The 22276-nt window shown below is 71.8% G+C and carries 20 protein-coding genes; 13 read left to right on the top strand and 7 right to left on the bottom strand.

Annotated features, from left to right (window positions below):
• Positions 1–39: 39 nt before the first annotated feature.
• The 9 genes from O7616_RS28180 (at position 40) to O7616_RS28140 (ending at position 6960) form a co-directional block, all read left to right on the top strand.
• Entirely contained in the window at positions 40–501 is a 462-nt protein-coding gene (locus tag O7616_RS28180; RefSeq protein WP_282307751.1) for a single-stranded DNA-binding protein, read from the top strand.
• 11 nt (positions 502–512) lie between these two features.
• Positions 513–1352 (top strand): FtsK/SpoIIIE domain-containing protein, encoded by an 840-nt coding sequence (locus O7616_RS28175; RefSeq protein ID WP_282304727.1) that lies wholly within the window; start codon positions 513–515, stop codon positions 1350–1352.
• Positions 1349–1678: a hypothetical protein gene (locus O7616_RS28170; RefSeq protein WP_282304726.1), complete on the top strand. Its 330-nt coding sequence runs from the start codon at positions 1349–1351 to the stop codon at positions 1676–1678. The genes O7616_RS28175 and O7616_RS28170 overlap by 4 nt, the downstream gene beginning before the upstream one ends.
• Before the next feature lie 87 nt (positions 1679–1765).
• On the top strand, positions 1766–2182 hold the full coding sequence (locus O7616_RS28165; protein WP_282304725.1) for a hypothetical protein: 417 nt from the start codon (positions 1766–1768) through the stop codon (positions 2180–2182).
• Positions 2179–2859 (top strand): hypothetical protein, encoded by a 681-nt coding sequence (locus tag O7616_RS31200; protein WP_348773840.1) that lies wholly within the window; start codon positions 2179–2181, stop codon positions 2857–2859. Before O7616_RS28165 ends, O7616_RS31200 begins: the two co-directional genes overlap by 4 nt.
• Complete coding sequence (locus O7616_RS28155; protein WP_282304724.1) at positions 2856–3905, top strand: hypothetical protein; 1050 nt, start codon at positions 2856–2858, stop codon at positions 3903–3905. Before O7616_RS31200 ends, O7616_RS28155 begins: the two co-directional genes overlap by 4 nt.
• Positions 3902–5470, top strand: coding sequence for a replication initiator (locus tag O7616_RS28150; protein WP_282304723.1), 1569 nt, complete (start codon positions 3902–3904; stop codon positions 5468–5470). The genes O7616_RS28155 and O7616_RS28150 overlap by 4 nt, the downstream gene beginning before the upstream one ends.
• 83 nt (positions 5471–5553) lie before the next feature.
• Complete coding sequence (locus O7616_RS28145; protein ID WP_110565749.1) at positions 5554–5751, top strand: helix-turn-helix domain-containing protein; 198 nt, start codon at positions 5554–5556, stop codon at positions 5749–5751.
• A gap of 3 nt (positions 5752–5754) precedes the next feature.
• Positions 5755–6960, top strand: coding sequence for a site-specific integrase (locus O7616_RS28140; RefSeq protein ID WP_282304722.1), 1206 nt, complete (start codon positions 5755–5757; stop codon positions 6958–6960).
• An 81-nt stretch (positions 6961–7041) separates the two neighbouring features.
• On the opposite strand, the gene glnA is transcribed toward O7616_RS28140, so the two are convergent.
• Positions 7042–8466, bottom strand: a complete 1425-nt coding sequence (gene glnA / locus O7616_RS28135) for a type I glutamate--ammonia ligase (RefSeq protein WP_282304721.1) — start codon at positions 8464–8466, stop codon at positions 7042–7044.
• Positions 8467–8728: 262 nt separating this feature from the next.
• On the opposite strand from glnA, the gene O7616_RS28130 reads away from it, so the two are divergent.
• The gene (locus tag O7616_RS28130) at positions 8729–9127 is read left to right on the top strand and encodes an RDD family protein (RefSeq protein ID WP_282257438.1); all 399 of its coding nucleotides are present in this window, start codon (positions 8729–8731) and stop codon (positions 9125–9127) included.
• Between the two features lie 382 nt (positions 9128–9509).
• Here O7616_RS28130 and O7616_RS28125 read toward each other — a convergent pair whose 3' ends face one another.
• A complete protein-coding gene (locus O7616_RS28125) occupies positions 9510–10391 on the bottom strand; it encodes a transposase family protein (RefSeq protein WP_282303345.1) in 882 nt (293 codons plus the stop codon).
• A 512-nt stretch (positions 10392–10903) separates the two neighbouring features.
• On the bottom strand, positions 10904–11590 hold the full coding sequence (locus tag O7616_RS28120) for a DUF4191 domain-containing protein (RefSeq protein ID WP_088988305.1): 687 nt from the start codon (positions 11588–11590) through the stop codon (positions 10904–10906).
• A gap of 207 nt (positions 11591–11797) precedes the next feature.
• Here O7616_RS28120 and O7616_RS28115 point away from each other — a divergent pair, with 207 nt between their 5' ends.
• Complete coding sequence (locus O7616_RS28115) at positions 11798–11968, top strand: hypothetical protein (protein ID WP_282257440.1); 171 nt, start codon at positions 11798–11800, stop codon at positions 11966–11968.
• Positions 11969–12090: 122 nt separating this feature from the next.
• Entirely contained in the window at positions 12091–14988 is a 2898-nt protein-coding gene (locus O7616_RS28110) for a helix-turn-helix transcriptional regulator (protein WP_282304720.1), read from the top strand.
• A 146-nt stretch (positions 14989–15134) separates the two neighbouring features.
• Here O7616_RS28110 and O7616_RS28105 read toward each other — a convergent pair whose 3' ends face one another.
• Together O7616_RS28105 and lipA are read right to left on the bottom strand one after the other, a co-directional pair.
• A complete protein-coding gene (locus O7616_RS28105) occupies positions 15135–16763 on the bottom strand; it encodes a hypothetical protein (RefSeq protein ID WP_282304719.1) in 1629 nt (542 codons plus the stop codon).
• Positions 16764–16816: 53 nt separating this feature from the next.
• The gene (gene lipA, locus O7616_RS28100) at positions 16817–17812 is read right to left on the bottom strand and encodes a lipoyl synthase (RefSeq protein WP_282304718.1); all 996 of its coding nucleotides are present in this window, start codon (positions 17810–17812) and stop codon (positions 16817–16819) included.
• 440 nt (positions 17813–18252) lie between these two features.
• On the opposite strand from lipA, the gene aspS reads away from it, so the two are divergent.
• The gene (gene aspS / locus O7616_RS28095) at positions 18253–19539 is read left to right on the top strand and encodes an aspartate--tRNA(Asn) ligase (RefSeq protein ID WP_282304717.1); all 1287 of its coding nucleotides are present in this window, start codon (positions 18253–18255) and stop codon (positions 19537–19539) included.
• 41 nt (positions 19540–19580) lie between these two features.
• On the opposite strand, the gene lipB is transcribed toward aspS, so the two are convergent.
• Positions 19581–20222, bottom strand: coding sequence for a lipoyl(octanoyl) transferase LipB (gene lipB / locus O7616_RS28090; RefSeq protein WP_282304716.1), 642 nt, complete (start codon positions 20220–20222; stop codon positions 19581–19583).
• An 82-nt stretch (positions 20223–20304) separates the two neighbouring features.
• Positions 20305–22137 carry a DUF2079 domain-containing protein gene (locus O7616_RS28085; protein ID WP_282304715.1) on the bottom strand — a complete coding sequence of 611 codons (1833 nt, stop codon included), beginning with the start codon at positions 22135–22137 and terminating at the stop codon, positions 20305–20307.
• Between the last annotated feature and the right edge of the window lie 139 nt (positions 22138–22276).

Genomic DNA, 22276 nt, shown 5'->3' with positions numbered 1-22276 from the left:
GTGTGCGGTGACCGCCAACAGGGCGGTTCACCTCCAACAATCTCGAAGGAGATCGCAATGGCAAACGACACGACCGTGACGGTGGTCGGCAACCTGACCGCCGACCCGGAGCTGCGGTTCACCCCGGCCGGGGTGGCGCTGGTGAAGTTCACCGTGGCGTCCACGCCTCGGGTGTTCGACCGCAACTCGGGTGAGTACCGCGACGGTGACCCGCTGTTCCTGACCTGCACCGCGTGGCGGGACCTGGCGGAGCACATCGCCGAGTCCCTTGCCAAGGGCACCCGCGTGGTGGTGGCCGGGCGGCTGCGGCTGTCGCGGTGGGAGAACGAGGAGGGCGAGAAGCGTTCCGCGTACGGCCTGGACGTGGACGAGGTCGGCCCGTCGCTGCGGTTTGCCACGGCGACGGTGAAGAAGATGGCCCGCACCCGCAACGGGGACGGGTTCACCCCGGAAGCGCCGGCGGATGACCCCTGGTCGACCGCTGCGCCGGCGGCGGCCTGAGCGGGCCAGCGATGTCGACGCTGACCGCTTCTCCCGTACCGGGTGGCGTGCCCGCTGATCCGACCGTGTCGATCTTCGACCCGGTGCATGTCGGGGTGGACGAGTTCGGCCACCCGGTGCGGGTCCCGCTGATCTACCGCAACTTGTTGATCGGTGGGGAACCGGGCGGCGGCAAGTCGACCCTGCTGAACCTGATCGTGGCTCACGCCGCCCTGTCGCTGGACTGCCGGCTGTGCCTGCTCGATGGCAAGCAGGTCGAGTTGGGCCAGTGGAAGAGCTGCGCCGACGTGTTCGTCGGCCCGGACATCACGCATGCCCTGGCCACGCTGCGGCGGATGCAGATCGTGATGGACAACCGGTACGCCTACCTGGAAGTGGCCGGCCGCCGGAAGACCCAACGCGATGACGTGTTCAGCCCGATCCTCGTCGCCATCGACGAGATCGCCTACTTCTCGGCCACCGTCGGGGACAAGAAGACCCGGGAGGACTTCGCGGGTCTGCTGCGGGACCTGGTGGCCCGAGGGCGGGCGGTCGGCATCATCGTCGTCGCGGCGACGCAACGCCCCTCGTCCGACATCATCCCGACGAGCCTGCGGGACCTGTTCGCCTGGCGGTGCGCCTTCCGGTGCACCACCAACGTGTCCTCCGACATCGTGTTGGGGCACGGGTGGGCGGACCGTGGCTGGTCGTCCAACACGATCAGCCCGACCAACCCCGGCGTGGGCTTGCTCATCGCCGAGGGCGGCACCCCGCAACTGATCAAAGCCGCGTACCTGGATGACGCGGCCTGCGCTCGCATCGCCATCCACGCCGCCCGCATGCGGGCCAACCGCAAGGAGCGTGCGGCATGAGTATCCGTATCCGACCCCGGCCGGCCACGTCCCCGACCTGGCCTGCCGCCGATGACCACCTGTTGCACCCGGAGTGGTGCGCCCGAGGGCACGCCTGCGGCCTGGGCGAGCACCGGGCACAGCCGGTGACCCTGCGGGTTCCCGGTCGCGGTGTGGTGGTCCTGACCCGGGTGCTGGCCGCCGACGGCAGCCAGCACGCCGAGATCCGCACCCGCATCAGCCTCGCGGCCGGCGACACCAACGCCCGGGCGCACCTGATGCGGATCGTCACCGAGTTCGACGCGGCCTTGCGGCGGATGGTCCGCCCACAGCGCCGAACCCCATAGAAACGGGCCGACAGCAACGGGCTCGCCCTGGAAAGCCGCCCGAGGCCGCCGACCCGCCCCATCAACAGCCCGGAAGGAGCTGCCGTCATGCACGCTACCCAAAACACGGTTGCCGAGCAGGTGACCACCCCGGCCCGCGCGCTGCGGGACGCCGCCCTGTACCTGTCCCGCCACGGCTGGACGCAGGGCGCCTACTACGACGCCACGTCGGGGTCGTTCACGCCCCCGGCCTGTCTGGTCGGCGCGGTCGGCATGGTCTGCTACGGCGGACCTGTCGACGCCCCGGCGCAGATGTTCGACGCCCCGGAGTTCGCTGACTTCGAGGCGGCGTTGACCTACCTGGACTGGTACTTGGCCTGCCGGTTCTCCGACGGCCAGTACTACAAGGGGCTCGACAACGCCTACGACTTCAACGACGCCAAGGGCCAGACCGCCGACGCTGTCGTCGCCGTCCTCAACGCGGCGGCCGACGCGTGGGACCGCACCAACGGTGGTGCGGCATGAACAAGAACACCGTCAAGCCCGGCTTGACGCGCACCCGTACGAAGCGCGCCAAGCGGTCGGTGGAAACCACCGAGTTCGACGCGTTCGTGCGGCGCATCCTGCGGGCGTACGCCCGTCGGGTCGCTGCCGGCGACATCGAGGCGCTGCGGTCACTCGCGGCGCTGTCCACCGACGTGGACGCCATGACCCGGCTCGCTGTCACCGGCCTGCGTCAGCCTCCGTACCGGTACTCCTGGGCGGAGATCGCCGACCGGCTGGGCGTGTCCCGGCAGGCGGTGCAGATGCGCTACGGCGACCGCGCCGACCGGATCGCCCTGGACGAGCGGCTCATCCGCGCCGGCCTCGGCATCACGGTGGCGACCCTCGCGCAGGTGTTCGCCGATCACCACCCCGGTAGCCCGGCACGGTCACTGTGCCCGGGCTGCGGCTTCCGCTACCCCGACGGGGTAACGGACTGCCCGACCAACGCCACCGTCCGCCCCCTGCTCTACCGGCGGCGCGGCGAGGACAAGCAGGCGCTCAACGTGCTGACGCCTGACCAGTTCGCCGACCTGCACAACCTCAAGACCGCCCGGTCCAACCGGGCGGCAACCCGCAGGGCGGCCCAACCCACGCCGCCGGCCTCCCGTGAGGAACCGACCCTGTTCGGCCTCACCAATGGGAGGGCCACGGCATGACCACCAACCCGACGAACCTTCGGCCGGCGGCCGGTGAGCCTCGGTTGGCGTCGATCGCCTCGTGGGCGGTGCTGGCCGCGTCGTTCGGCCTGTCCGCCTCCACCTGGATCGCGCTGGCCGAACTCGCCGGCTTCACCGACCGCATCACAGTCCCCGGCACCTCGGTCAGCCTCGCTCTGGCCTGGCTGATGCCCATCGCGGTCGACGGCTACGTGGTCGTCGCCCTGGTGCTGTGGATGGCTCCCGTGCCCGCACGGGTCGCCGCGTTCGCCAAGAAGAACACCTACGGTGCGGCCGGCATCGGCATCGCTGCCCAGTCGGCCTACCACCTGCTCGACACCATGTCCACCAACGTCGAACCCTGGCGCGTGGTCCTGGCCGCGATCGTCGGGGCACTGCCGCCGGCCGTCGCCGGCCTGGCCGTGCACATGCGCGCTCTGCTCCGCCGGGAAAGCGGCCGAACCCCGGCCGCCGCCACCGGCACCGTCCCGGCACCCGCCGCGACGCCAACTCCGACCGTGACCGTTCCCGCCGTCCCGGCACCGACGCCGGTCCGGCCCGAGCTGCCCATCGTTCCCGCTACCGAACCCGCTGAGCCGGCACCGACGCCGGCCCGGCCCGAGATCCCGACCCCGGCGCAACTGGCCGACCGGATCACCGCACCGCGATCGGTCCCGGCCCCGGAGCCGTCGACGCCCCGGCCCGATGCGACTGCCCGCCCCGCCCGTCCCCGTCCGAGCAAGCCTGATGTCACCCCGGCACCGACGTTGGCACCGTCCACCACTGACACTCCTGTCACCGCGTCTGACGCTGCCCAACTGCCGCTGCCGATCGTGGCCCCGGACCTGCTCGCCCGAGCGACCCGCGTCGCGAAGCAGTACCGCACCGAGCACGGCACGCCGATCACCCCGGGCCAACTGGCCGTCCGCCTCAAGGTGACCTCCGATGAGGCCACGCAAGCCCTCGCGGTCCTGGGCCTCGACCCGAACACCAACAACCGACCCGTCCAGCCTGCCAACGGACGCCCCGTGAAGGCGACCCGTTGACCGTCTCGACGCTGACCGTCGTACCCGAAGCATCTGCTTCGGGTACGGCCCCGTGCGCCGAGCCGACCGCTCCACCCTGGTACGCCACGTCCGCCGATATCCGGCTCCAGGCCGCTGCCCGGCTGACGCAACCCGACTTCGCCGGTTGGCTGCGCCACGTCCGCCCGGCCGCTGGCTGCACCCGCCCGGTCCGCCTGGTCGGCACCATGGCCACCGTCGAGGCCGCCACCGGCCGTCTCCTGTCCGAGCGGTCAACGGCCGACATGCCCGACGGCGTCATCTACAAGCCGTGCGGCAACCGCCGCGCCGCCGTCTGCCCGACCTGCTCCAAGCTCTACCAACGCGACGCCTACCAGGTCGTGCGCGCCGGCCTCGTCGGCGGCAAAGGCGTACCGGAGCAGGTCGCCCACCACCCGGCGGTCTTTCCCACCTTCACCGCCCCGTCCTTCGGCGAGGTGCACACCCGCTACGTCAAGCGGCACACCTGCACCCGGCGCACCTCGTGCGACTGCCGGCCGGAGCCGTGCCACGCCCGCCGGGAGCCGACCATGTGCCCGCACGGCGTACGGCTGGTCTGCTTCGCCCGCCACGAGGACACCGACGCCCGGTTGGGCACCCCGCTGTGCCTGGACTGCTACGACCACGACGCGCAGGTGGTCTGGAACCTCTCGGCCGGGGAGCTGTGGCGGCGCACCACCATCGCCATCAACCGCTACATGCACCGGCTGGCCGCCGCTCGCGGCATCCCCGACATCCCCGTGACCTCGCCGCGTACCGGTAAGACCCGGTGGGTGTCCCCGGTGCGGCTGTCGTTCGGGAAGGCCGCCGAGATGCAACGACGCGGCGTCGTGCACTTCCACGCCATCATCCGGCTCGACGGTCGCGACGCGGGCGACCCGGACGCCATCGTGCCGGCACCGCCGCAGCTCGACGCCGCCGACCTGGTGGCCGCCGTCGACCACGCTGCCGCCACCGTCGGCTTCACCACCGCCGACCACCCTGCCCGCCCCGGCGGCTGGCCGATCACCTGGGGCACGCAGGTGCTCACCAAGGTAATTACCGTGGCCGGGCGGGGTGAGGTGACCGACGCGCAGGTCGCCGCGTACCTGGCCAAGTACGCCACCAAATCGACCGAGGTCACCGGCCACGCCTCCAATCGGCTGACCGCCGACAGCATCGACATTTACGCCGACCCGGCCGGCAGCCACGCCGAACGCCTCATCGACGCGTGCTGGATGCTCGGCACGCCCCGGGGCTGGCGGCGGCTGCGCCGCTGGGCGCACATGCTCGGCTTTGGCGGCCACTTCCTCACCAAGTCGCGCCGCTACTCGATCACCTTCGCCTTGTTGCGCAACCAACGCATCGTGTTCCGCCGTGCCCAGAGCAGCGGCCCGCAGGAAGCCGCGGCCGGCACCGAGCCGACCACGCTGGTGGTCAACTTCCTGCAATTCGTGGGCGCCGGCTGGCACACCACCGCAGACGCCATGCTCGCCAACGCGTCCGCCGCGATGGCCCGAGAGCACGAGGACGCGGCGCGCGAGTACCTGCAGACCCTCGTCGGCTGACGCGCGATCCAGCGTCAAGCCCACCTTGACACCTAATCGGCCGACAGTCGGCCATCGCAGTCGTGGAATGGAGCACTGGACCGATGAGCACTCAGAGGCAGACAAGCGCTGTCGACCGGCTGTGGACGGTGGAGGATGTCTCCGCCTTCCTGGGCGTGCCGGTGGGCACCCTGTACCAATGGCGGCACCGCCGGTTCGGGCCACCGGCGGCCAAGGTCGGACGGCACCTGAGGTACGACCCGCAGGACGTGCGGTCCTGGGTCGCGGAGCAGGCGGCGTAGGCCATGCCCGTCGATGACCTGTGGTACCTGAACGCGCGTGGCCCTGACGGTGCCCGGGTGCCGTCGAAACGGCACGGGCGGGGCAAGCGGTGGCGGGTCCGCTGGACGGACAACCTCGGCGAGACGCGTACGCAGTTGTTCGAGCGGAAGGTGGATGCCGACCGCCACGACGCCAACGTGCGCGCCGACCTGAGCCGGGGTCAGTACATCGATGACCGGGCGGGCCGCATCACCGTCGCGGCCCTCGCCTCGCTGTGGCGGGACGCCCAACTCCACACCGACAGCACCACCGTCCGGGTGGAGCACGCTGTCCGGCTGCACGTGCTGCCGGGGCTGGGCGCGCAGCAGATCAAGGATGTCCGCCCGAGCCACATCCAGGGATGGATACGGGACCGGTCGACGGTCCTCGCTCCGACCACGCTGCGGGTGGTCTACACCTACCTCAGCTCGATGTTCGCCATGGCGGTGCGGGACCGGCTGATCTCGGCCAGCCCGTGCGACAAGGGCATCCGGCTTCCGCCGGTCAGCCGGGGGAGCCGGGTCCTTCCCACGGCGGAGCAGGTGCACGACCTGGCGCGTCTGCTGCCGGCCCGGTTGGCCCCGACGGTCTATCTCGCGGCGGGCTGCGGCCTGCGCCTGGGCGAAATCCTCGGCCTAGAGGTGGACGACATCGACTTCGACGTGCGGGAGGTGCACGTCCGACGCCAACTCAAGGTGCTCAAGGGCCGTCAACCGTTCCTCGGACCGGTCAAGACCAGCACCAGCGCCCGCACCATCGAGCTGCCTGACGTCGTGGCGGTGGCGCTGCGTCAGCACCTGGCCGACGGGTGCGACGCGGTCGAAGTTGACGACGACACGGACCGTCGCCGGCCGGTCCGCCGGGCCGCACGCCTGCTGTTCAAGGGTGTCGGCGGCGAGCCCGTCAACGCGGCGACCTTCTCGCGGACGTGGACGAGCGCCCGGGAACTGGTCGGCCTGCCGGCGCGGTGGGGGATTCACGGACTACGGCACTACTACGCGACGGTCCTGATCCACGCGGGCGCGTCGGTGAAGACGGTGCAGCTCGCGTTGGGGCACAGCACACCGACCATCACGCTCAACACCTACGTGCACGAGTGGCCGGACGTGCTCGACCGGACCCGGCTGCTCATCGACGGTGCGCTCGGCCAACACGAAACGGCGGCCACGCCGGCTGTGAGCCGGGCATGACCGCCGTCCGTGAGGTTGTACCCAACCTGTACCCAAGATCAGTAGTGATCCTGTTGTTGCAGGTCAGAGCCTTGATCAGGCTCAGCAGTCGTAGTACATGGCGAACTCGTGCGGGGTCGGGCGCAGGCGCACCGGGTCGACCTCGTTGGCGCGCTTCCAGTCGACCCAGGTGGAGATCAGGTCGGGGGTGAAGACGCCACCGTCGAGCAGGTAGTCGTGGTCGGCCTCGAGCGAGTCGAGCACCGCCGGCAGCGAGCCCGGCACCTGCTTGACGTCGCCCCACTCCTCCGGCGGGAGGTCGTAGAGGTCCTTGTCGATCGGCGTCGGCGGCTCGATCTTGCTCTTGATGCCGTCCAGGCCGGCCATCATCATGGCGGAGAAGGCCAGGTAGACGTTGGCCGACGGGTCCGGGACGCGGAACTCGACGCGCTTGGCCTTCGGGTTGCTGCCGGTGACCGGGATGCGGGTGCAGGCCGACCGGTTGCGCTGCGAGTAGACCAGGTTGACCGGCGCCTCGAAGCCCGGCACCAGGCGACGGTACGAGTTGACCGTCGGGTTGGTGAAGGCCAGCAGCGACGGGGCGTGGTGCAGCAGACCGCCGATGTACCAGCGGGCGGTGTCGGACAGGCCGGCGTAACCGGTCTCGTCGTAGAACAGCGGCTCACCGTTGAGCCAGAGGCTCTGGTGGGTGTGCATGCCGGAGCCGTTGTCACCGAAGAGCGGCTTGGGCATGAACGTCGCGGTCTTGCCGTTGGCCCACGCCTCGTTCTTCACGATGTACTTGAAGAGCTGGAGCTGGTCGGCGGCGTGCAGCAGCGTCGAGAACTTGTAGTTGATCTCGGACTGGCCGGCGGTGCCCACCTCGTGGTGCGAGCGCTCCACGGTGAAGCCGGTGTCGACCAGCCGGCGCACGATCGAGTCGCGCAGGTCGGCGTAGTGGTCGACCGGCGGCACCGGGAAGTAGCCGCCCTTGTAGGCGGTCTTGTAACCGCGGTTGCCACCGGCCTCCTCGCGGCCGGTGTTCCACGCGCCCTCGATCGAGTCGATGTAGTAGAACGACTGGTGCGCCGAGGTCTCGTGGCGGATCGAGTCGAAGATGTAGAACTCCGCCTCGGCGCCGAAGTACGCGGTGTCGGCGATGCCGCTGGCCGCGAGGTAAGCCTCGGCCTTCTTCGCCACGTTGCGCGGGTCGCGGGTGTACGCCTCGCGGGTGAACGGGTCGTGGATGAAGAAGTTGAGCGCAAGAGTCTTCTGCGCGCGGAACGGGTCGATGAACGCGGTGGCGACATCCGGGAGCAGGAGCATGTCCGACTCGTGGATCGCCTGGAAACCGCGGATCGACGAACCGTCGAACGCGAGGCCGTCGGTGAAGAGGTCGTCGTTGACGGACTCGACCGGCAGGTTGAAGTGCTGCATCACGCCGGGAAGGTCACAGAAACGAACGTCGACGAACTTCACGTCCTCGTTCTTGAGGTATCGCAGCAGTTCCTCGGGATTGGCGAACACACATCCTCCTGGCACGTCCACTGGGTGGCTAGGCTTCTGGCGACGCTAGGGCCGGGGGGTTGCCCGGCCGTGTCTCCGTTGTTTCTGCCGTGTTACGTCCCTCGCGCAGCGTCAGCGACGCTCCGGTCGACGCCTCGGTCCGCTGCGAACGCCGTACCGACTGTGCCAGTCTAGTGACATCTGATGCGTTTGGCCTGAATCGGCACACAGTGGCGGCGACACTCGGCAAGCCCCCGTCACGGCGCGGATACCCTTGACCGCTGTGACCAATCCGCACGCCCCGGCAGCGCCGGCCACCGACCCCACCTTCACCCCGCCGACCCTCGGGCGACGGTTCGGGGCGCTGATCATCGACTGGGTGCTCTGCCTGCTGGTGTCCAACTTCTTCGCCGACCCGGTACGCGACGGTTGGGCGCCGGTGCTCGTGCTGGTGCTGGTCTACGGCTTCTTCCTCGGGCTGTTCGCCCAGACGCCCGGCATGTACATCACGAAGATCCGCTGCGTGAACTGGCACGACGGCGGGCGGATCGGGATCCTCCGAGGGTTGATCCGGGGCCTGCTGCTGGCCCTCGTCGTCCCCGCGCTGATCATGGACGAGCACCGCCGGGGCCTGCACGACCGCCTCGCCGACTCGGTCATCGTCGACGCGCCCCGCGGCTGACCCGACCCTCTGCGCCCGCTTAGGCGACCGAGCCCGCCTCAGCGATCCCAAGATCGCCCTCGATCCTTGATGTGGTGGCATCCACACGTCACTGAGACCACTACAACCAGGTTCGAGCACGATCATGACCGCGCCCGCGCCGCCCGCGCCGCCCGCGCCGCCCGCGCCGCCCGCGCCGCCCGCGCTGCGCGCACCACCCGCGCCACCCGCGCCACCCGCGCCGCGCACGCCGCCCGCGCCGCGCACCAAGATCCGAGCAACATCAGGGGGGTAGTTCCATCCTGAGTTGGCTGGTCAGGGGGTCTTGACGGTTGGTGGTGGTGGGTGGGAGGTCCAGGTTGGTGGTGAGGTGATCTTTGGGTTGATCGTTTGCCGTGGGTGGTTAGCGGGTGGTGTGGGTTTGGGTGAGGACGGTGAGTGCGCGGATCAGGGTGGTGGCGTGGTGGTGGTTGCCGCGTAGTCGGTCGAGGATTCGCCAGTTCTTGAGGTCGTTGAAGGCGTGTTCGTTGGTTGCTCGTTCGCGGCTGATGAGGGTGTTGACGATTGTTTGGTGGCGGGTGAGGGGTTTGCCGCGGGCGGCGCGGCGGCCGGTGATGATGGTGGGTTGGTCGTGGGGGTGGCCGGGGTGAGCGCCGCGGGGGCGAGGTGTGTGGCTGATGCCGGGTTGGTCGTCGAGGCGGGTGAAGCCGAGGTCGCAGATGGCGGCGAGGTCGGCTGCGCGTAGGTGTGCGGGGATGCGGTTGCGGCGGGCGGCGGTGATTTCCGCGGTGCGTGCGGGTAGGGCTGCGGAGGTCCAGAGCAGGTTGCCGTTGAGGTCGGTGATGGCGAGGACGAGTAGGCCGAAGGTTTTGTGTTTACCGCTGTAATGGGTGCGGCGGCGGTGTCGGTCGTGGGGGCGTTGGACCGGGATGAGGGTGCCGTCGAGCAGGACTACCTCGCTGTGGTGGCGGGCGCGGCGCAGGACCCGTGACAGGCGGGGCATCTCAGCGGCCAGGACAGCGATGACTTGCGCGACCCATCGACGGACGGTGGAGGCGGATATGCCGTTGCCGGCGGCCAGGTCGTGAGGGCGTTGGTTATGGCGCAATACCGCCAGCACGATCATCGCCGCGCGGTGATCGGACAACTTGCGCCATCGGGAACGCACCCGTGAGCGGTGCTGACGGATCGCGTTGACGACCAGGGTCAGGGTCTTCGTGGACAGCGCAAGGCTCGACTGGTAGACAAGCGGCGAGCCCTCGGCCACCGGGTTTTTGTGTGTCACGACCGAACACCCTGGCCGAGGGCTCATCTATCTTCTGCACGCCACACCGTCACCACCGGCAAACGATCACCGCGAAGATCACCAGCGGTTGACCTGCTCCATCCCCGCCACCCCCGCACCGTCAAGACCCCCTGACCAGCCAACTCAGGATGGAACTACCCCAGGGATGTTGGTGTCTCCCGCGTGTCGCAGGCAGCAACATCAGGGAAGTTGCTCGGATCTTGGCGACGGGCGACGGGCGACGGGCGACGGGCGACGGGCGACGGGCGACGGGCGACGGGCGACGGGCGACGGGCGACGGGCGACGGGCGACGGGCGACGGGCGACGGGCGACTGGGCCAGGTGCGACAAGCGGACGAGGCGCAGGTGCTGGGCGACGGGCCTCCGGGACGGGCGTCAGGCCGGGGTGACAGGCGGGTGCGCGCGACGGGTGGCGTCCCTCTCCGGGGGCCACGACGCGAAAGAGCCGGGCCCGTGCGGGTCCGGCTCTTCTCGGCGTACGGCCGAAGGGGTCAGCGGCCCCGCGACTGGCGGAAGGCGCCTGGCGGCCGCATGTTCTTCGGGATCGCGCCCTTGGGCATCTGCGGCCGGGCGGTGAGTGCCTTGAGCCGCTTGTCCAGCGAGTTGACGTCCTTGCCGGAGAGCGCGCGGGGGAGGCGCAGCAGCGTGGTCCGGAGCTTGCGGATGGGCAGCTCGCCCTCCTGCTGCCCGATCACGTAGTCGTGCAGGGGGGCGGAGCCGATCACCTTGGCCAGCCGCCGCTTCTCCTGCCCGAGCAGGCCGCGCACCCGCTGCGGGTTGCCCTCGGCCAGCAGGATCACGCCCGGGCGACCGATCACCAGGTGAACCATGTCCATCTGGGTGGTGGAGCTGACCGCCGGGGTCACCCGCCAGTCGCCGCGCATGTTCTCCATGATCTGCGCCGCCGCGCCGGGCTGCCCCTCGGCGGCGTTCATCATCGCCTTGTTGGACCGCAGGTTGAGCACGATCAGCACGGCGAGCAGGATGAACAGGATGCCCAGCGGCAGCCAGATCCAGCCCCAGAAGATGACCGCGACCACGGTGAGGGCGAGCGGGAGCAGCACCGCCGCGGCGACCAGCGGCGCGAACCACCGGTCCTGCTTGGCGGTGAACTGGAACACCATCCCGATCTGCTTCAGCCGCTGGCCGAACGAGACCTTCTCCTGGGGCTTTGCCATGCCGCAGAGTCTAGTGGTCGCCGCCTGCCCCGTTGATCCGCGTCCGGGTGCTGGGCCAACTGAGTACCTTACGTCGCCTCAGGCGCCCGGACCGGACGGGTAAGGAGGGTGCCGGTCGGGAAGATGAGGCGTCCTGCCCATGCCCGGGTGGGGCCTTCGCGCGAAGAGTCGTCAGCAGATGACGACGACGCGACGAAGGAGCCCGACATGTTCGGCAACGACGCAGAATTCCTGCTCACCCTGCACCGCTCCCACTCCGCCGAGCTGCGCGCCGAGGCGGCTGCGGAACGGCTCGCCCGCTCGCTGTCCCGGCCGGTCAGTAAAGGTTGGCTGGGGCGGCGCAGGCAGTCCGGCCGCACCGCCGACGCCCGCCGGTGACCGCCCCCGTCGGGTCGGCCGGCCGGACCGAGCCGGGTGATCGACTCGAACCCGCCCCGCCGCCCGGACACCGGCCGATCGGCGGGGCGGGCGTTGCGGGCGGGCGTGGCATGCTCGAACCTGTGACCGTACGCACCGCCAGCTCAGTCCTCGTCGGCCGCCATCGCGAGCTCGCGGCACTGCGGGACGCGCTGGGCCGCGCCCGGGCGGGCGAGCCGACCACTGTGCTGGTCGGGGGCGAGGCGGGTGTGGGTAAGACGCGGCTGCTGGAGGAGTTCGGCAGCGGGGCCGGTGACGGCGGGGTGCGGGTCCTGGTCGGCCAGTGCCTGGAGTTGGGCGAGGCGGGGTTGCCGTTCGCGCCGTTCGCCGCTGCTCTGCGCTCGGTGCTGCGGGCCGACGGTCCCGAGGTCTTCGCCGGCTACGAGGCGGAGTTCGCCCCGCTGCTACCGGAGTTGGGCCGGGCGTCAGCGGCGCTGACCGGCCCGCGTGCCGTGCCGCTGGGTGACGCCCCGCGCGGCTACCTGTTCGATCTGGTCGCCGAGTTGTTCCAGCGGCTCGCCGACGCCTGCCCGCTGGTCCTGATCATCGAGGACCTGCACTGGGCCGACCGTTCCACCCGGGACCTGATCGGCTTCCTGGTCCGGGCGGCCCGGCCGGGCCGGCTGCTGTTGGTCTGCACGTACCGCACCGACGAGTTGCAGCGTGGGCACCCGCTGCGTCCGTACCTCGCCGAACTGGACCGGGCGCGCGGTGTGGAGCGGGTCGACCTGGGCCGACTGGACCGTGACGGCACCGCGGCGATCCTCGCCGACCTGCTCGGCGCCGAGCCGCACACCCGTGCCGTCGACGATGTCCACGACCGTACCCAGGGCAACCCGTTCTTCATCGAGGAGTTGGCCGTCGCCGGTGACCCGGTGGGCTGCGCCGCGCTCCCGGAAACGTTGCGGGACCTGCTGTTGGCCCGGGTGGAGCGCCTCCCCGAACCGGCCCAGCGGGTGCTGCGCATCGCGGCCGCCGGCGGCACCCGCTTCGCCCACGACCTGCTCGCCGAGGTCGCCGAGTTGCCCGAGATCGAGCTGGAGGAGGCGCTGCGCACCGCCGTCGCCGCCCAGTTGGTGGTGGCCGACCGCGACGGTGACTACGAGTTCCGGCACGCGCTGGTCCGCGAGGCCGTACACGACGAGTTGCTGCCCGGCGAGCACGCCCGGTTGCACGCGCGCTTCGCCGCCGCGATCGAGGCGCAGCCACACCTGGTCGCCGCCGGGCGGGCCCCCGCCGAGATCGCCCACCACTGGCACGCGGCGCACGACCACCCGCGTGCGCTCGTCGCCGCGAAAGTCGCGGCGTGCGCCGCCGCCGAGCGGTACGCGTACGCCGAGCAGCGCCGGCTGCTGGAGCGGGCGTTGGAGCTGTGGGAGCTGGTGCCCGACGCCGCCGACCTGCTCGGCATGGACCACCTGGCGTTGCTGGAGCAGACCCTGGACGCCGCAGTCACCGCCGGCGACTTCAGCCGGGCCATGACCCTGACCCGGGCCGGACTGGCCGAGGTGGACGCCGACGCCGCGCCGCTGCGCGCCGCCCGCCTGCTGGACCAGCGCGGCCGACTGATGGCCCTGCTCGGCAAGAGTGACGGTGGCCGGGAGTTGGACGAGGCGTACCGGCTGGCGGCCGGCGGCCCCCGGGGCGCGGAGCGGGCCCGGCTGCTGGCCGAGATCGCCGCACACCTGGTCAAGATCGACCCCCAGAAGGCGGCCCGGGTCGCCGCCGAGGCCGCCGACGACGGCGAGGCGCTCGGCGAACACTCCGCCCTGCTGTCGACGCGGATCGCACTGCTGTGCCACGGCGAGCGGGACCTGACCGGAGGGCTGGCCGAGCTGGGCCGGGCGGCCGCCGCCGCCCGTGCGGCGGGGGACGTCCCGGCCCTGGTGCTCGCGCTGGTGTTCGAGTCGGACATGCTCTGCGAGCTGGGCCGGTACGCCGAGTCCGCGCAGGCCGCCGAGGCCGGCGTGACCGAAGCGCGGCGGGTGGGGATCAGCCGTTCCACCGGGGCGTACCTGTTGTCCAACCGGGCCGAGGCGTTGATCGCGCTGGGCCGGTGGGACGAGGCGGAGGCGGTGTGCGCGGAGGCCGCCCGGATCGACCTGTCGGGTGTCACCGCGCTGCACTGGCTCCAGTTGAGCGCCGGGCTGCGGCTGGCTCGCGCCCACCCGGGCACCGACGAGGTGGTCGACCGGGCGCTCGCCTTCCTCAATCGGCCCTACCTGTGGCCGAACCACAGGTTGCCGCTGCACGAGCTGGCGATCGAGGCGGCGTTGGCGGCTGACGACAAGGTCGAGGCCGTCCGTGCGGCAGGCGTCGCGGTGGCCGACGAGAGCCTGCCGCAGCTTCCCCGCGAGGGTTGGCCGGTGCTCAGCGCTGTCGCGCGTACCGCCGCACGGGTGGGTGACCGCGATCTGTCCGGCGCGGTCGGGGCGCTCGCCGCCGACCTGCCCGCCCGGCACCCGGCGGCCCGGGCACACGCCGCCCAGGTCACCGCGCTGCTCGCGGTCGGTGACCGCGCGTTGCCGGCCTGGCGTACGGCGGTCGACGCGTGGCGGGCCGACGGGCAGCCGTACCCGCTGGGCCGCGCGTTGCTGGCGCTGGCCGAGGCGGCAGCCGCGGCGGGGGAGCGCGACGAGACGGCGGCGGCGGTCACCGAGACCACCGAGATCGGTCGGCGACTGGGGGCGGTGCCGCTTGTCGAGGCGGCGGCCACCCTGGCCCGGCGGGTCGGCCTGCGCACCCCGGGGCAGGGCGGGGTCGGCGCGGATCTGCTGACCGCCCGCGAGCGGGAGGTGCTGCGACTGGTCGCCGAGGGGCACAGCAACAGCCGGATCGCCGAGCGGCTGTTCATCTCCCCGAAGACGGCAAGCGTGCACGTGTCCCGGATCATCGCGAAACTGGACGTGACCAACCGCGGGGAGGCCGCCGCGTTGGCGCACCGCCTCGGCCTGCTCACCGAAACCGCCGCACCGCGCTGACGCTGACCGCCAGCGCCGGGCCGCGTTGACGCTGACCGCCACCGCCGGGCCGCGCTGACGCTGATCGCCACCGCCGGGCCGCGTTGACGCGCGGCCCCGCACCGCACGGAGCGCGAGCCACCGCGCGATGCGTCAGACGCGCAAGATCACCGGGGCAGGTAGATCCGCCAGCCGTCGATCGTGACCAGGTCGAGGCTGCCCGCGCGTTGCCGTACGTCCAGGGCGGCCGCCAGCGGCGAGCCGGTCGGTGCGACCCAGGCCGGTGCCACCGCGGCGTCCACCTCCCGCCGGTAGGCCGGGTAGCGGTCGAAACCGGGGCGCAGCGCGTCGTCGACGACAGCGCACACCACCTGCTCCGCGCTGGCGAAGGTGAGCCGGTTGCAGGTCCAGTAGTCGGCGCGCACCTGCCGTACGCCGAGTTCGCGCAGGGTGCTGACCAACTCGGCGTGCCGGGCCTCGGCCGCCCGGGTCGCCGACGCGGTCTGCGCCGCCCGCCAGGTGGCGTGTGCGGCGGTGCCCAGGGTGGCGGCGAGCAGTGCCACCGCGACCGGCCGGGCCAGCGTCCGTCCGACGCCGCGCGGGCCGGACGCCGCCGGAGGTCGGTGCCGGGCCACCGTCCACACCGGCCAGAGCAGCGCCGGCACGGAGATGAGCAGGCAGGACAGGTACCGGGAACTCTCCACCGGGGTGAGACCGGCGGAACTGCTCACCGTGTACGCGCCGAGCGTCGCCACCGCGGCCAGCACGAGCGCCAGCGAGGTCGCCGCCGCCACCCGGTGCGGCAGGACCATGGTGGCCGCCGGCGCGGTGGGCGGTCGGCGTAGGGCCCGCCAGGCGGTGACACCGCCGACGGCCAGCAGCAGCGGCAGGGCGAACGCCCACCAGATTTGCCAGGTGGCGCACCGCCCGGGGTCGCAGAAGCCCATGCCCAGCGGCGGGCCGAGCAGCAGGCCGCCGTGCAGGCGGTCCGCCCAGCCCGCAGTGGTGTTGGCGCCGCTCGCGGCGAGCACCGCGTGCAGCGGGTTCCGTCCGTTCAGCAGGCTGTGCAGCAGCAGCGGAGCCGCACCCAGCAGGGCCGCCGCCCCGAGCAGCGTCCCGGCCGCACCCCGCAGTTCCCGCCGGCGGAACCCGACGAGCACCGCCCCGGTCGCCACCACGTACGGCAGCACGAGTGGGTCGACCCAGAGCATCAGGCCGGCCAGGAATCCCCAGGCCGCCCAGCGGGCCGGTCGCCGCCCGGGTCGGCCGGTGGCCAGGTCCACGGCGAGGACGGCCAGCGCCACCCCGGCCGCGTTCATCTCGGGGTAGCCACCACCGGCGATGAGCTGGTTCTTGACGATCCGGTCGGAGCCGAGCGCCAGCAGTGCCACCACCAGCAGCCCGAACCACCGGTCCCCGGTCAGCCGCAGCGTCAACCGCCAGGCCAGCAGCAGGAACACCGCGTACAGCAGCAGCGTGGGCAGTCGTAGACCGAACAGCGACGGCCCACCGGCCACTGCGAACACCGGGGCGGCCAGGTACGCCTCCAGCGTGCCCATGTACTGCTGTCCGTAGAACCAGACCGGGAAGCCCTCGCCCCGGGCGATGTGCAGCGCGGCCAGCCCCATGGTGGCCTCGTCGCTGTTCGTCGGAGGTGTCGCGTGGGCCAGCAGCCAGAGCCGGTGACCGACTCCGGCGAGCACCGCCGCCGCGGTGAGCCAACCGGCCGGTCCGAGGCGCACGGCGGGCCGCGGACGACCAGCGTCGCGTGGCTGCTCGCGTACCCCGGTGGTCATCGCACGATCATGACACCCGGGCGCCGCACGGTCCGTGCGGCGCTGCCGGTGGGTCAGCCGGCGGTGACGACCGACGTGGCGGCGCGGGCGTCGAGGGCCTGCTGGTAGAGCCGACCGGCCCGGTACGACGAGCGCACCAGCGGCCCGCTCATCACCCCGGCGAAGCCGATCTCCTCGGCCTCCTCGCGCAGCTCGACGAACTCCTCCGGCTTGACCCAGCGGGTCACCGGGTGGTGCCGGGGGGAGGGCCGCAGGTACTGGGTGATGGTGATCAGCTCACAACCGGCGTCGTGCAGGTCGCGCAGCGCCTGCGAGACCTCGGCCCGCTCCTCGCCCATGCCCAGGATGAGGTTGCTCTTGGTGACCAGGCCGTCGGCGCGGGCCTGACGGATCACGTCCAGCGAGCGCTCGTAGCGGAACGCCGGCCGGATGCGCTTGAAGATGCGCGGCACGGTCTCCACGTTGTGGGCCAGCACCTCCGGTCGGGAACCGAAGACCTCGGCCAACTGCTCGGGAACGGCGTTGAAGTCCGGGATCAGCAGCTCGACGCCGCAGCCGGGCTGCAGGGCGTGGATCTGCCGGACCGTCTCGGCGTACAGCCAGGCGCCGCCGTCGGGCAGGTCGTCGCGGGCGACACCGGTGATCGTCGCGTACCGCAGCCCCATCGAGACCACCGACTCGGCCACGCGGCGGGGCTCGTCGGCGTCGAACTCGGCCGGCTTGCCGGTGTCGATCTGGCAGAAGTCGCAGCGCCGGGTGCACTGGTCACCACCGATGAGGAAGGTGGCCTCGCGGTCTTCCCAGCACTCGTAGATGTTGGGGCAACCGGCCTCCTGGCAGACGGTGTGCAGCCCTTCGCGCGAGACGAGCCCGCGCAGCTGGGTGTACTCCGGCCCCATCTTGGCCTTGACCTTGATCCATGGCGGTTTGCGCTCGATCGGCGTCTCGGCGTTGCGCGCCTCGATCCGCAGCAGACGCCGCCCCTCGGGGGCCGCCGTTGCGGTACGCGCTGCCTGGCCGGTCGTCGGCGCGGAGTGCTCGATCGTCACGAAAACGAGCCTACGCCGGACGGCGGGTGTCTATGTGCGTCGGGCGACCGGCGTCACGCCCCAGATGTTGTGACGCCGGACACCGGCATGTCGAAAATGGGCGTCACACGAGAGGGTTTCGGGTGCTACGGTCAGCGCCAACAGCGACGACGGAGCCGAGTAACGCGCCGACCCCGCCAGTCCAGAGAGCCGCCGGTGCTGAGAGGCGGTCTGGCGCCGGTGCGCGAAGACCCTCCCGAGCTGCGGGCAGAACGGCGAAACGCCTAGTAGAGCCCGCCCGGCTGGCCCCGGTCACCAGGCGACGAACGAGGCCCCCGCTACGGCGGGGGTGAAGGTGTGGTGGCACCGCGAGGATCCCGCTCGCCCACACCTCCCTGGGGCTGACGCGACGCTTCGCCGCCCCGGGTGGCGGCGCGTGGCGATCGACCGAGGAGTCCGCCATGCAACGAACCCTGTCCCACCACCTGCCCGCCCGGATCGGCGAGACCGTGCGCGTCGCCGGCTGGGTGCACCGCCGTCGACTGCTCAAGTCGGTGGCCTTCCTGATCGTGCGCGACGCCACCGGCCTGGCCCAGGTGGTCGTCACCGACCCGGCCGTCCGCGCCGACCTGGAGAAACTCACCGAGGAGACGGTCGTCGAGGTCACCGCCAAGGTCACCGCGAACGACACCGCGCCCGCCGGGGTCGAGCTGACCGACCCGACGGTACGTCCACTCGGGCCGCCCGCCGTGCCGCCACCGTTCGACCTGTACCGGCCGGCCCTCACCGCGAGCCTGCCCACCCAGTTGGACCACGCGCCCACCGCGCTGCGACACCCCACCCGGTCGTCCGCGTTGCGGATCTCGGCGGCTGCGGTGGCCGGGTTCCGGGCCGCCCTCGACGCCCAACGGTTCGTGGAGATCCACACCCCGAAGGTGGTCGGCTCCTCCACCGAGAGCGGCGCGAACGTCTTCGCGCTGGACTGGTTCGGCGCGCCCGCGTACCTGGCCCAGTCGCCGCAGTTCTACAAGCAGTTGATGGTCGGCGTCTTCGAACGCGTCTACGAGGTGGGGCCGGTCTTCCGGGCCGAACCGCACGACACCGTCCGGCACCTCGCGCAGTACACGTCGCTCGACGCGGAGCTGGGCTTCGTCGCCGACCACTCCGACGTGATGCGGGTGCTGCGCGACACGGTGGCCGGGATGGTGGACACGGTCGGCGAGCGGGCCGCGGCGGCGCTGACCACGCTCGGCGTCGACGTGCCGGTCGTGCCGGCGGAGATCCCGGCGGTGCACTTCACCGAGGCGCTGGTGATCGCCGGTGCGCCCGCCGACGAGCCGGACCTCGCGCCCGCCCACGAACGCGCGCTGGGCGAGTGGGCCCGCCGGGAACACGGCTCGGAATTCCTCTTCGTCACCGGCTACCCGATGGCGAAGCGACCGTTCTACACCCACCCCGACCCGGCGCGGCCCGCGTACTCGAACGGTTTCGACCTGCTCTTCCGTGGTCTGGAGCTGGTCACCGGCGGGCAGCGGTTGCACCGGCACGCCGACTACCTGGCGGCGTTGGCGGCCCGGGGCGAGCCGACCGAGCCGTACGCCGGTTATCTGGACGCGTTCCGGCACGGCATGCCGCCGCACGGCGGCTTCGCCGTCGGCCTGGAACGCTTCGTGGCCCGCCTGGTCGGCGCGGCGAACATCCGGGAGGTCACCGCGTTCCCGCGCGACCTGCACCGGCTGACGCCGTGAACGCAGGCGGCCCCCGGCGGGTGTCGCCGGGGGCCGCCGCCTCAGACCTCGATGAGGGTGGACAGCCGTCGCTCGACGACCGGCAGCACGTCGGCGACGGTGATCGGGCGGCCCAGCTCGGCGGTGAGCGAGGTGACGCCCGCGTCCCGGATGCCGCACGGCACGATCCGGTCGAAGTGCGTCAGGTCGCAGTCGCAGTTGATCGAGAAGCCGTGCAGGGTGACGCCCCGGGCCACCCGGATGCCGATGGCGGCGACCTTGCGGGCCGGCCCCCGGTCGTCGGCGGGCACCCAGACCCCGCTGCGCCCCTCGACCCGGCCGGCGGTCAGCCCGAACTCGGCGCACACGTCGATGAGCAGCTCCTCCGTGCGGCGCACGTAGGCGACCACGTCCACCGGGTCCGGCAGGCGCAGGATCGGGTAGCCGACGAGCTGCCCCGGCCCGTGCCAGGTGATCTTGCCGCCGCGGTCCACGTCGACGACCGGGGTGCCGTCCACGGGACGGTCCCACGGTTCGGTGCGCTTGCCCGCCGTGTAGACGCTCGGGTGCTCCAGCAGCAGCACGGTGTCACCGCGCTCGCCGGACACCACCGCCTCGTGCAGGCGCCGCTGCTCGTCCCAGGCGGCCTGGTAGTCGAGCAGACCGGCACGGACGGCCGTCAGGCCGGGGGTCGTCGTCGTCACGAGGTCCAGCGTAGTCCCGTCGGCGGTGATCATCCCTGGTGAGACGCCTCACCAGAGCCTGGTCACGCCCGGGGTCGGCGGGCTACCGGTCGGCCTGCGGGATGCGCCAGAGCCACACGTCGTCGACCCGTTGCGGTTCGCCGAACAGGGCGACGCCGGTACGCCGCAGCGCCTCCTCTTCGACCTCGAACTTCGCGCCGTGCACCTCGTCGGCGAGCACCACCGTCTCGATCCGCCAGTGCCGCAAATCCGACTTGACCTCCTGGATGGTCCCGTCGGTGATGATCGGCACCAGGCCGGTGCGACCGGCCTGGTCCATCAGGGCGCTCAGGGTGCGCGGGACCGGACCGATCCGGCCACGCCCGTCCGGTCCTCCGGGGCCGAGGAAGAAACCGCCGGGGATGGCGAACTCGCCCTGCCGGTGCGACAACGCGTACGCCTGCCAGCGCTGGCCGTCCGGGTAGATGTCCACGGTCAGCGGCACCGGGGTCAGCACCCCGTCCGGTGAGACGTACTCCCGCCAGGTGCCGGACGTGATGAACCGCGGGATCGGTTCCCGTTCGTCGGTCAGCAGCGGGGTGGGCAGCAACGGCACCAGGGCCGCCGCGAACCCGATCACCCAGGCCAGCTCCGTGAGGCGGTACCGGGGTGGTGTGGTGCGCAGCTGGTCCACGGCGTACGCCAGCACCAGCCCGATCACCGGCGCGACGATCAGGGCCAGCCGGGCGGGCAGCGCGGCGTTCACCACGGGAAGCTGACCGAGCACGTCGAACGGCATGGGCAGGTCGGTGCGACGCCCGTCGACCTTGGCGACCGGGCCGAAGGAGAGCACCGAGAAGATCAGCGCCAGGGCGCCCAGCGCCCAGAGGGTGGCCCGGCGGTTCGCGTCGGCCCGTCGCCAGAGCACGACGAAGCAGACCACGGTGAGGATCAGCAGCGGGATGCCGAAGAAGGAGTTCTCCTCCGTCGGGTTCGGCGCGAGCGAGGTGCCGAGCCCCGCCTCACCGGCCAGCGAGCGGCGCGGGAAGGCGGCGAACGCCGCGATGTCCTCGGAATGGATCACGGGGTCGAAACCGGTGCCGTGGAACCGTTGCGGCCCGGCGAAGTGCAACCACAGCGGGTACGACAGCAGCACACCGGCGACCACGGCGGTCACCCCGAGCCCGCGCAGGAAGTCGGGCAGCACGGCGCGTGCCTCGGCGCGGTTGGCCGGGTGCAGCGCCCAGACGGCGACGAACACCCCGAGCGCCAGCGCGGTGAAGAAGAGCCCTTCGGCGGCGATCGAGAAGGCCACCGCGACCAGCACGCCGAGGATCACCCCGTCGCGCAGCCAGTGCCCTGCCCGGCGCAGCGCGAACAGCCGCCAGACCAGCAGCGGCACCAGCCAGCCGGCGGTCCAGTTCAGGTGGGCGTTGGCGTGCGACACCATGCCGGGGGAGTAGGCGATGAACAGGGCACCGACCCCGGCGGCCAGCCGACTGCGGACCAGGTGCCGGGAGAGGAACCAGTACCAGGCCAGCGCGGTGGCGAACAGGTTCAGGGTGAGGATCACCAGGAACGTCGCCGGCGGCCCGATGAGGTACGTGAGCGGGGCGAACACCACCGCGTACACCGTGATCGAGGTGTTGACCGCGAGGTTCACGCCGTCCGGGACGTTGATCAGGTAGGTGAAGAGCGGGTTGTCGCCGTGGGTGACCGCGTGCCCGCCGAAGGCCAGCAGCCACTCGAAGAGAGCCTGGTCGCTGGAGTTGGCGGTGATCGTGCGGTTGTTCGGGTCCCGCCACAGCCCGCTCGTCACCCAGACGGCGAGCGCGAGCGCCACCAGCGCGACGATCAGGTCGGCCCGGCGGTCCCGGACGACACGTGGCGGTGACGCTGGTGCGGGCCCGGTGGCCAGCGACGGGGAGGACGGCACGCAGCGGACGTTACCAACCGGACCTGGACACGCCGGTCAGACCGGCGGTTGTCGTGGCTTCCCCTTCGGCGGCGGCGGTCGCTGGTTCGGCGTACACAGCGGTCGCCGTAAATGTGTGAGTGTGCCCCATGTCATAACG

Origin of the sequence: Micromonospora sp. WMMD964, assembly GCF_029581455.1 — a bacterium.
Classification (GTDB): Bacteria; Actinomycetota; Actinomycetes; order Mycobacteriales; family Micromonosporaceae; genus Micromonospora.
This window is presented reverse-complemented; position numbering and strand designations above follow the sequence as displayed.

What these genes read in the sequence shown, in the direction of transcription:
- O7616_RS28170 (WP_282304726.1), top strand. Translation starts at nt 1,349, where the DNA reads ATGAGTATCCGTATCCGACCCCGGCCGGCCACGTCCCCGACCTGGCCT.
- aspS (WP_282304717.1), top strand. Translation starts at nt 18,253, where the DNA reads ATGCAACGAACCCTGTCCCACCACCTGCCCGCCCGGATCGGCGAGACC.
- O7616_RS28140 (WP_282304722.1), top strand. Translation starts at nt 5,755, where the DNA reads ATGCCCGTCGATGACCTGTGGTACCTGAACGCGCGTGGCCCTGACGGT.
- O7616_RS31200 (WP_348773840.1), top strand. Translation starts at nt 2,179, where the DNA reads ATGAACAAGAACACCGTCAAGCCCGGCTTGACGCGCACCCGTACGAAG.
- O7616_RS28115 (WP_282257440.1), top strand. Translation starts at nt 11,798, where the DNA reads ATGTTCGGCAACGACGCAGAATTCCTGCTCACCCTGCACCGCTCCCAC.
- O7616_RS28165 (WP_282304725.1), top strand. Translation starts at nt 1,766, where the DNA reads ATGCACGCTACCCAAAACACGGTTGCCGAGCAGGTGACCACCCCGGCC.
- O7616_RS28145 (WP_110565749.1), top strand. Translation starts at nt 5,554, where the DNA reads ATGAGCACTCAGAGGCAGACAAGCGCTGTCGACCGGCTGTGGACGGTG.
- O7616_RS28175 (WP_282304727.1), top strand. Translation starts at nt 513, where the DNA reads ATGTCGACGCTGACCGCTTCTCCCGTACCGGGTGGCGTGCCCGCTGAT.
- O7616_RS28105 (WP_282304719.1), bottom strand. Translation starts at nt 16,763, where the DNA reads ATGACCACCGGGGTACGCGAGCAGCCACGCGACGCTGGTCGTCCGCGG.
- O7616_RS28155 (WP_282304724.1), top strand. Translation starts at nt 2,856, where the DNA reads ATGACCACCAACCCGACGAACCTTCGGCCGGCGGCCGGTGAGCCTCGG.
- O7616_RS28120 (WP_088988305.1), bottom strand. Translation starts at nt 11,590, where the DNA reads ATGGCAAAGCCCCAGGAGAAGGTCTCGTTCGGCCAGCGGCTGAAGCAG.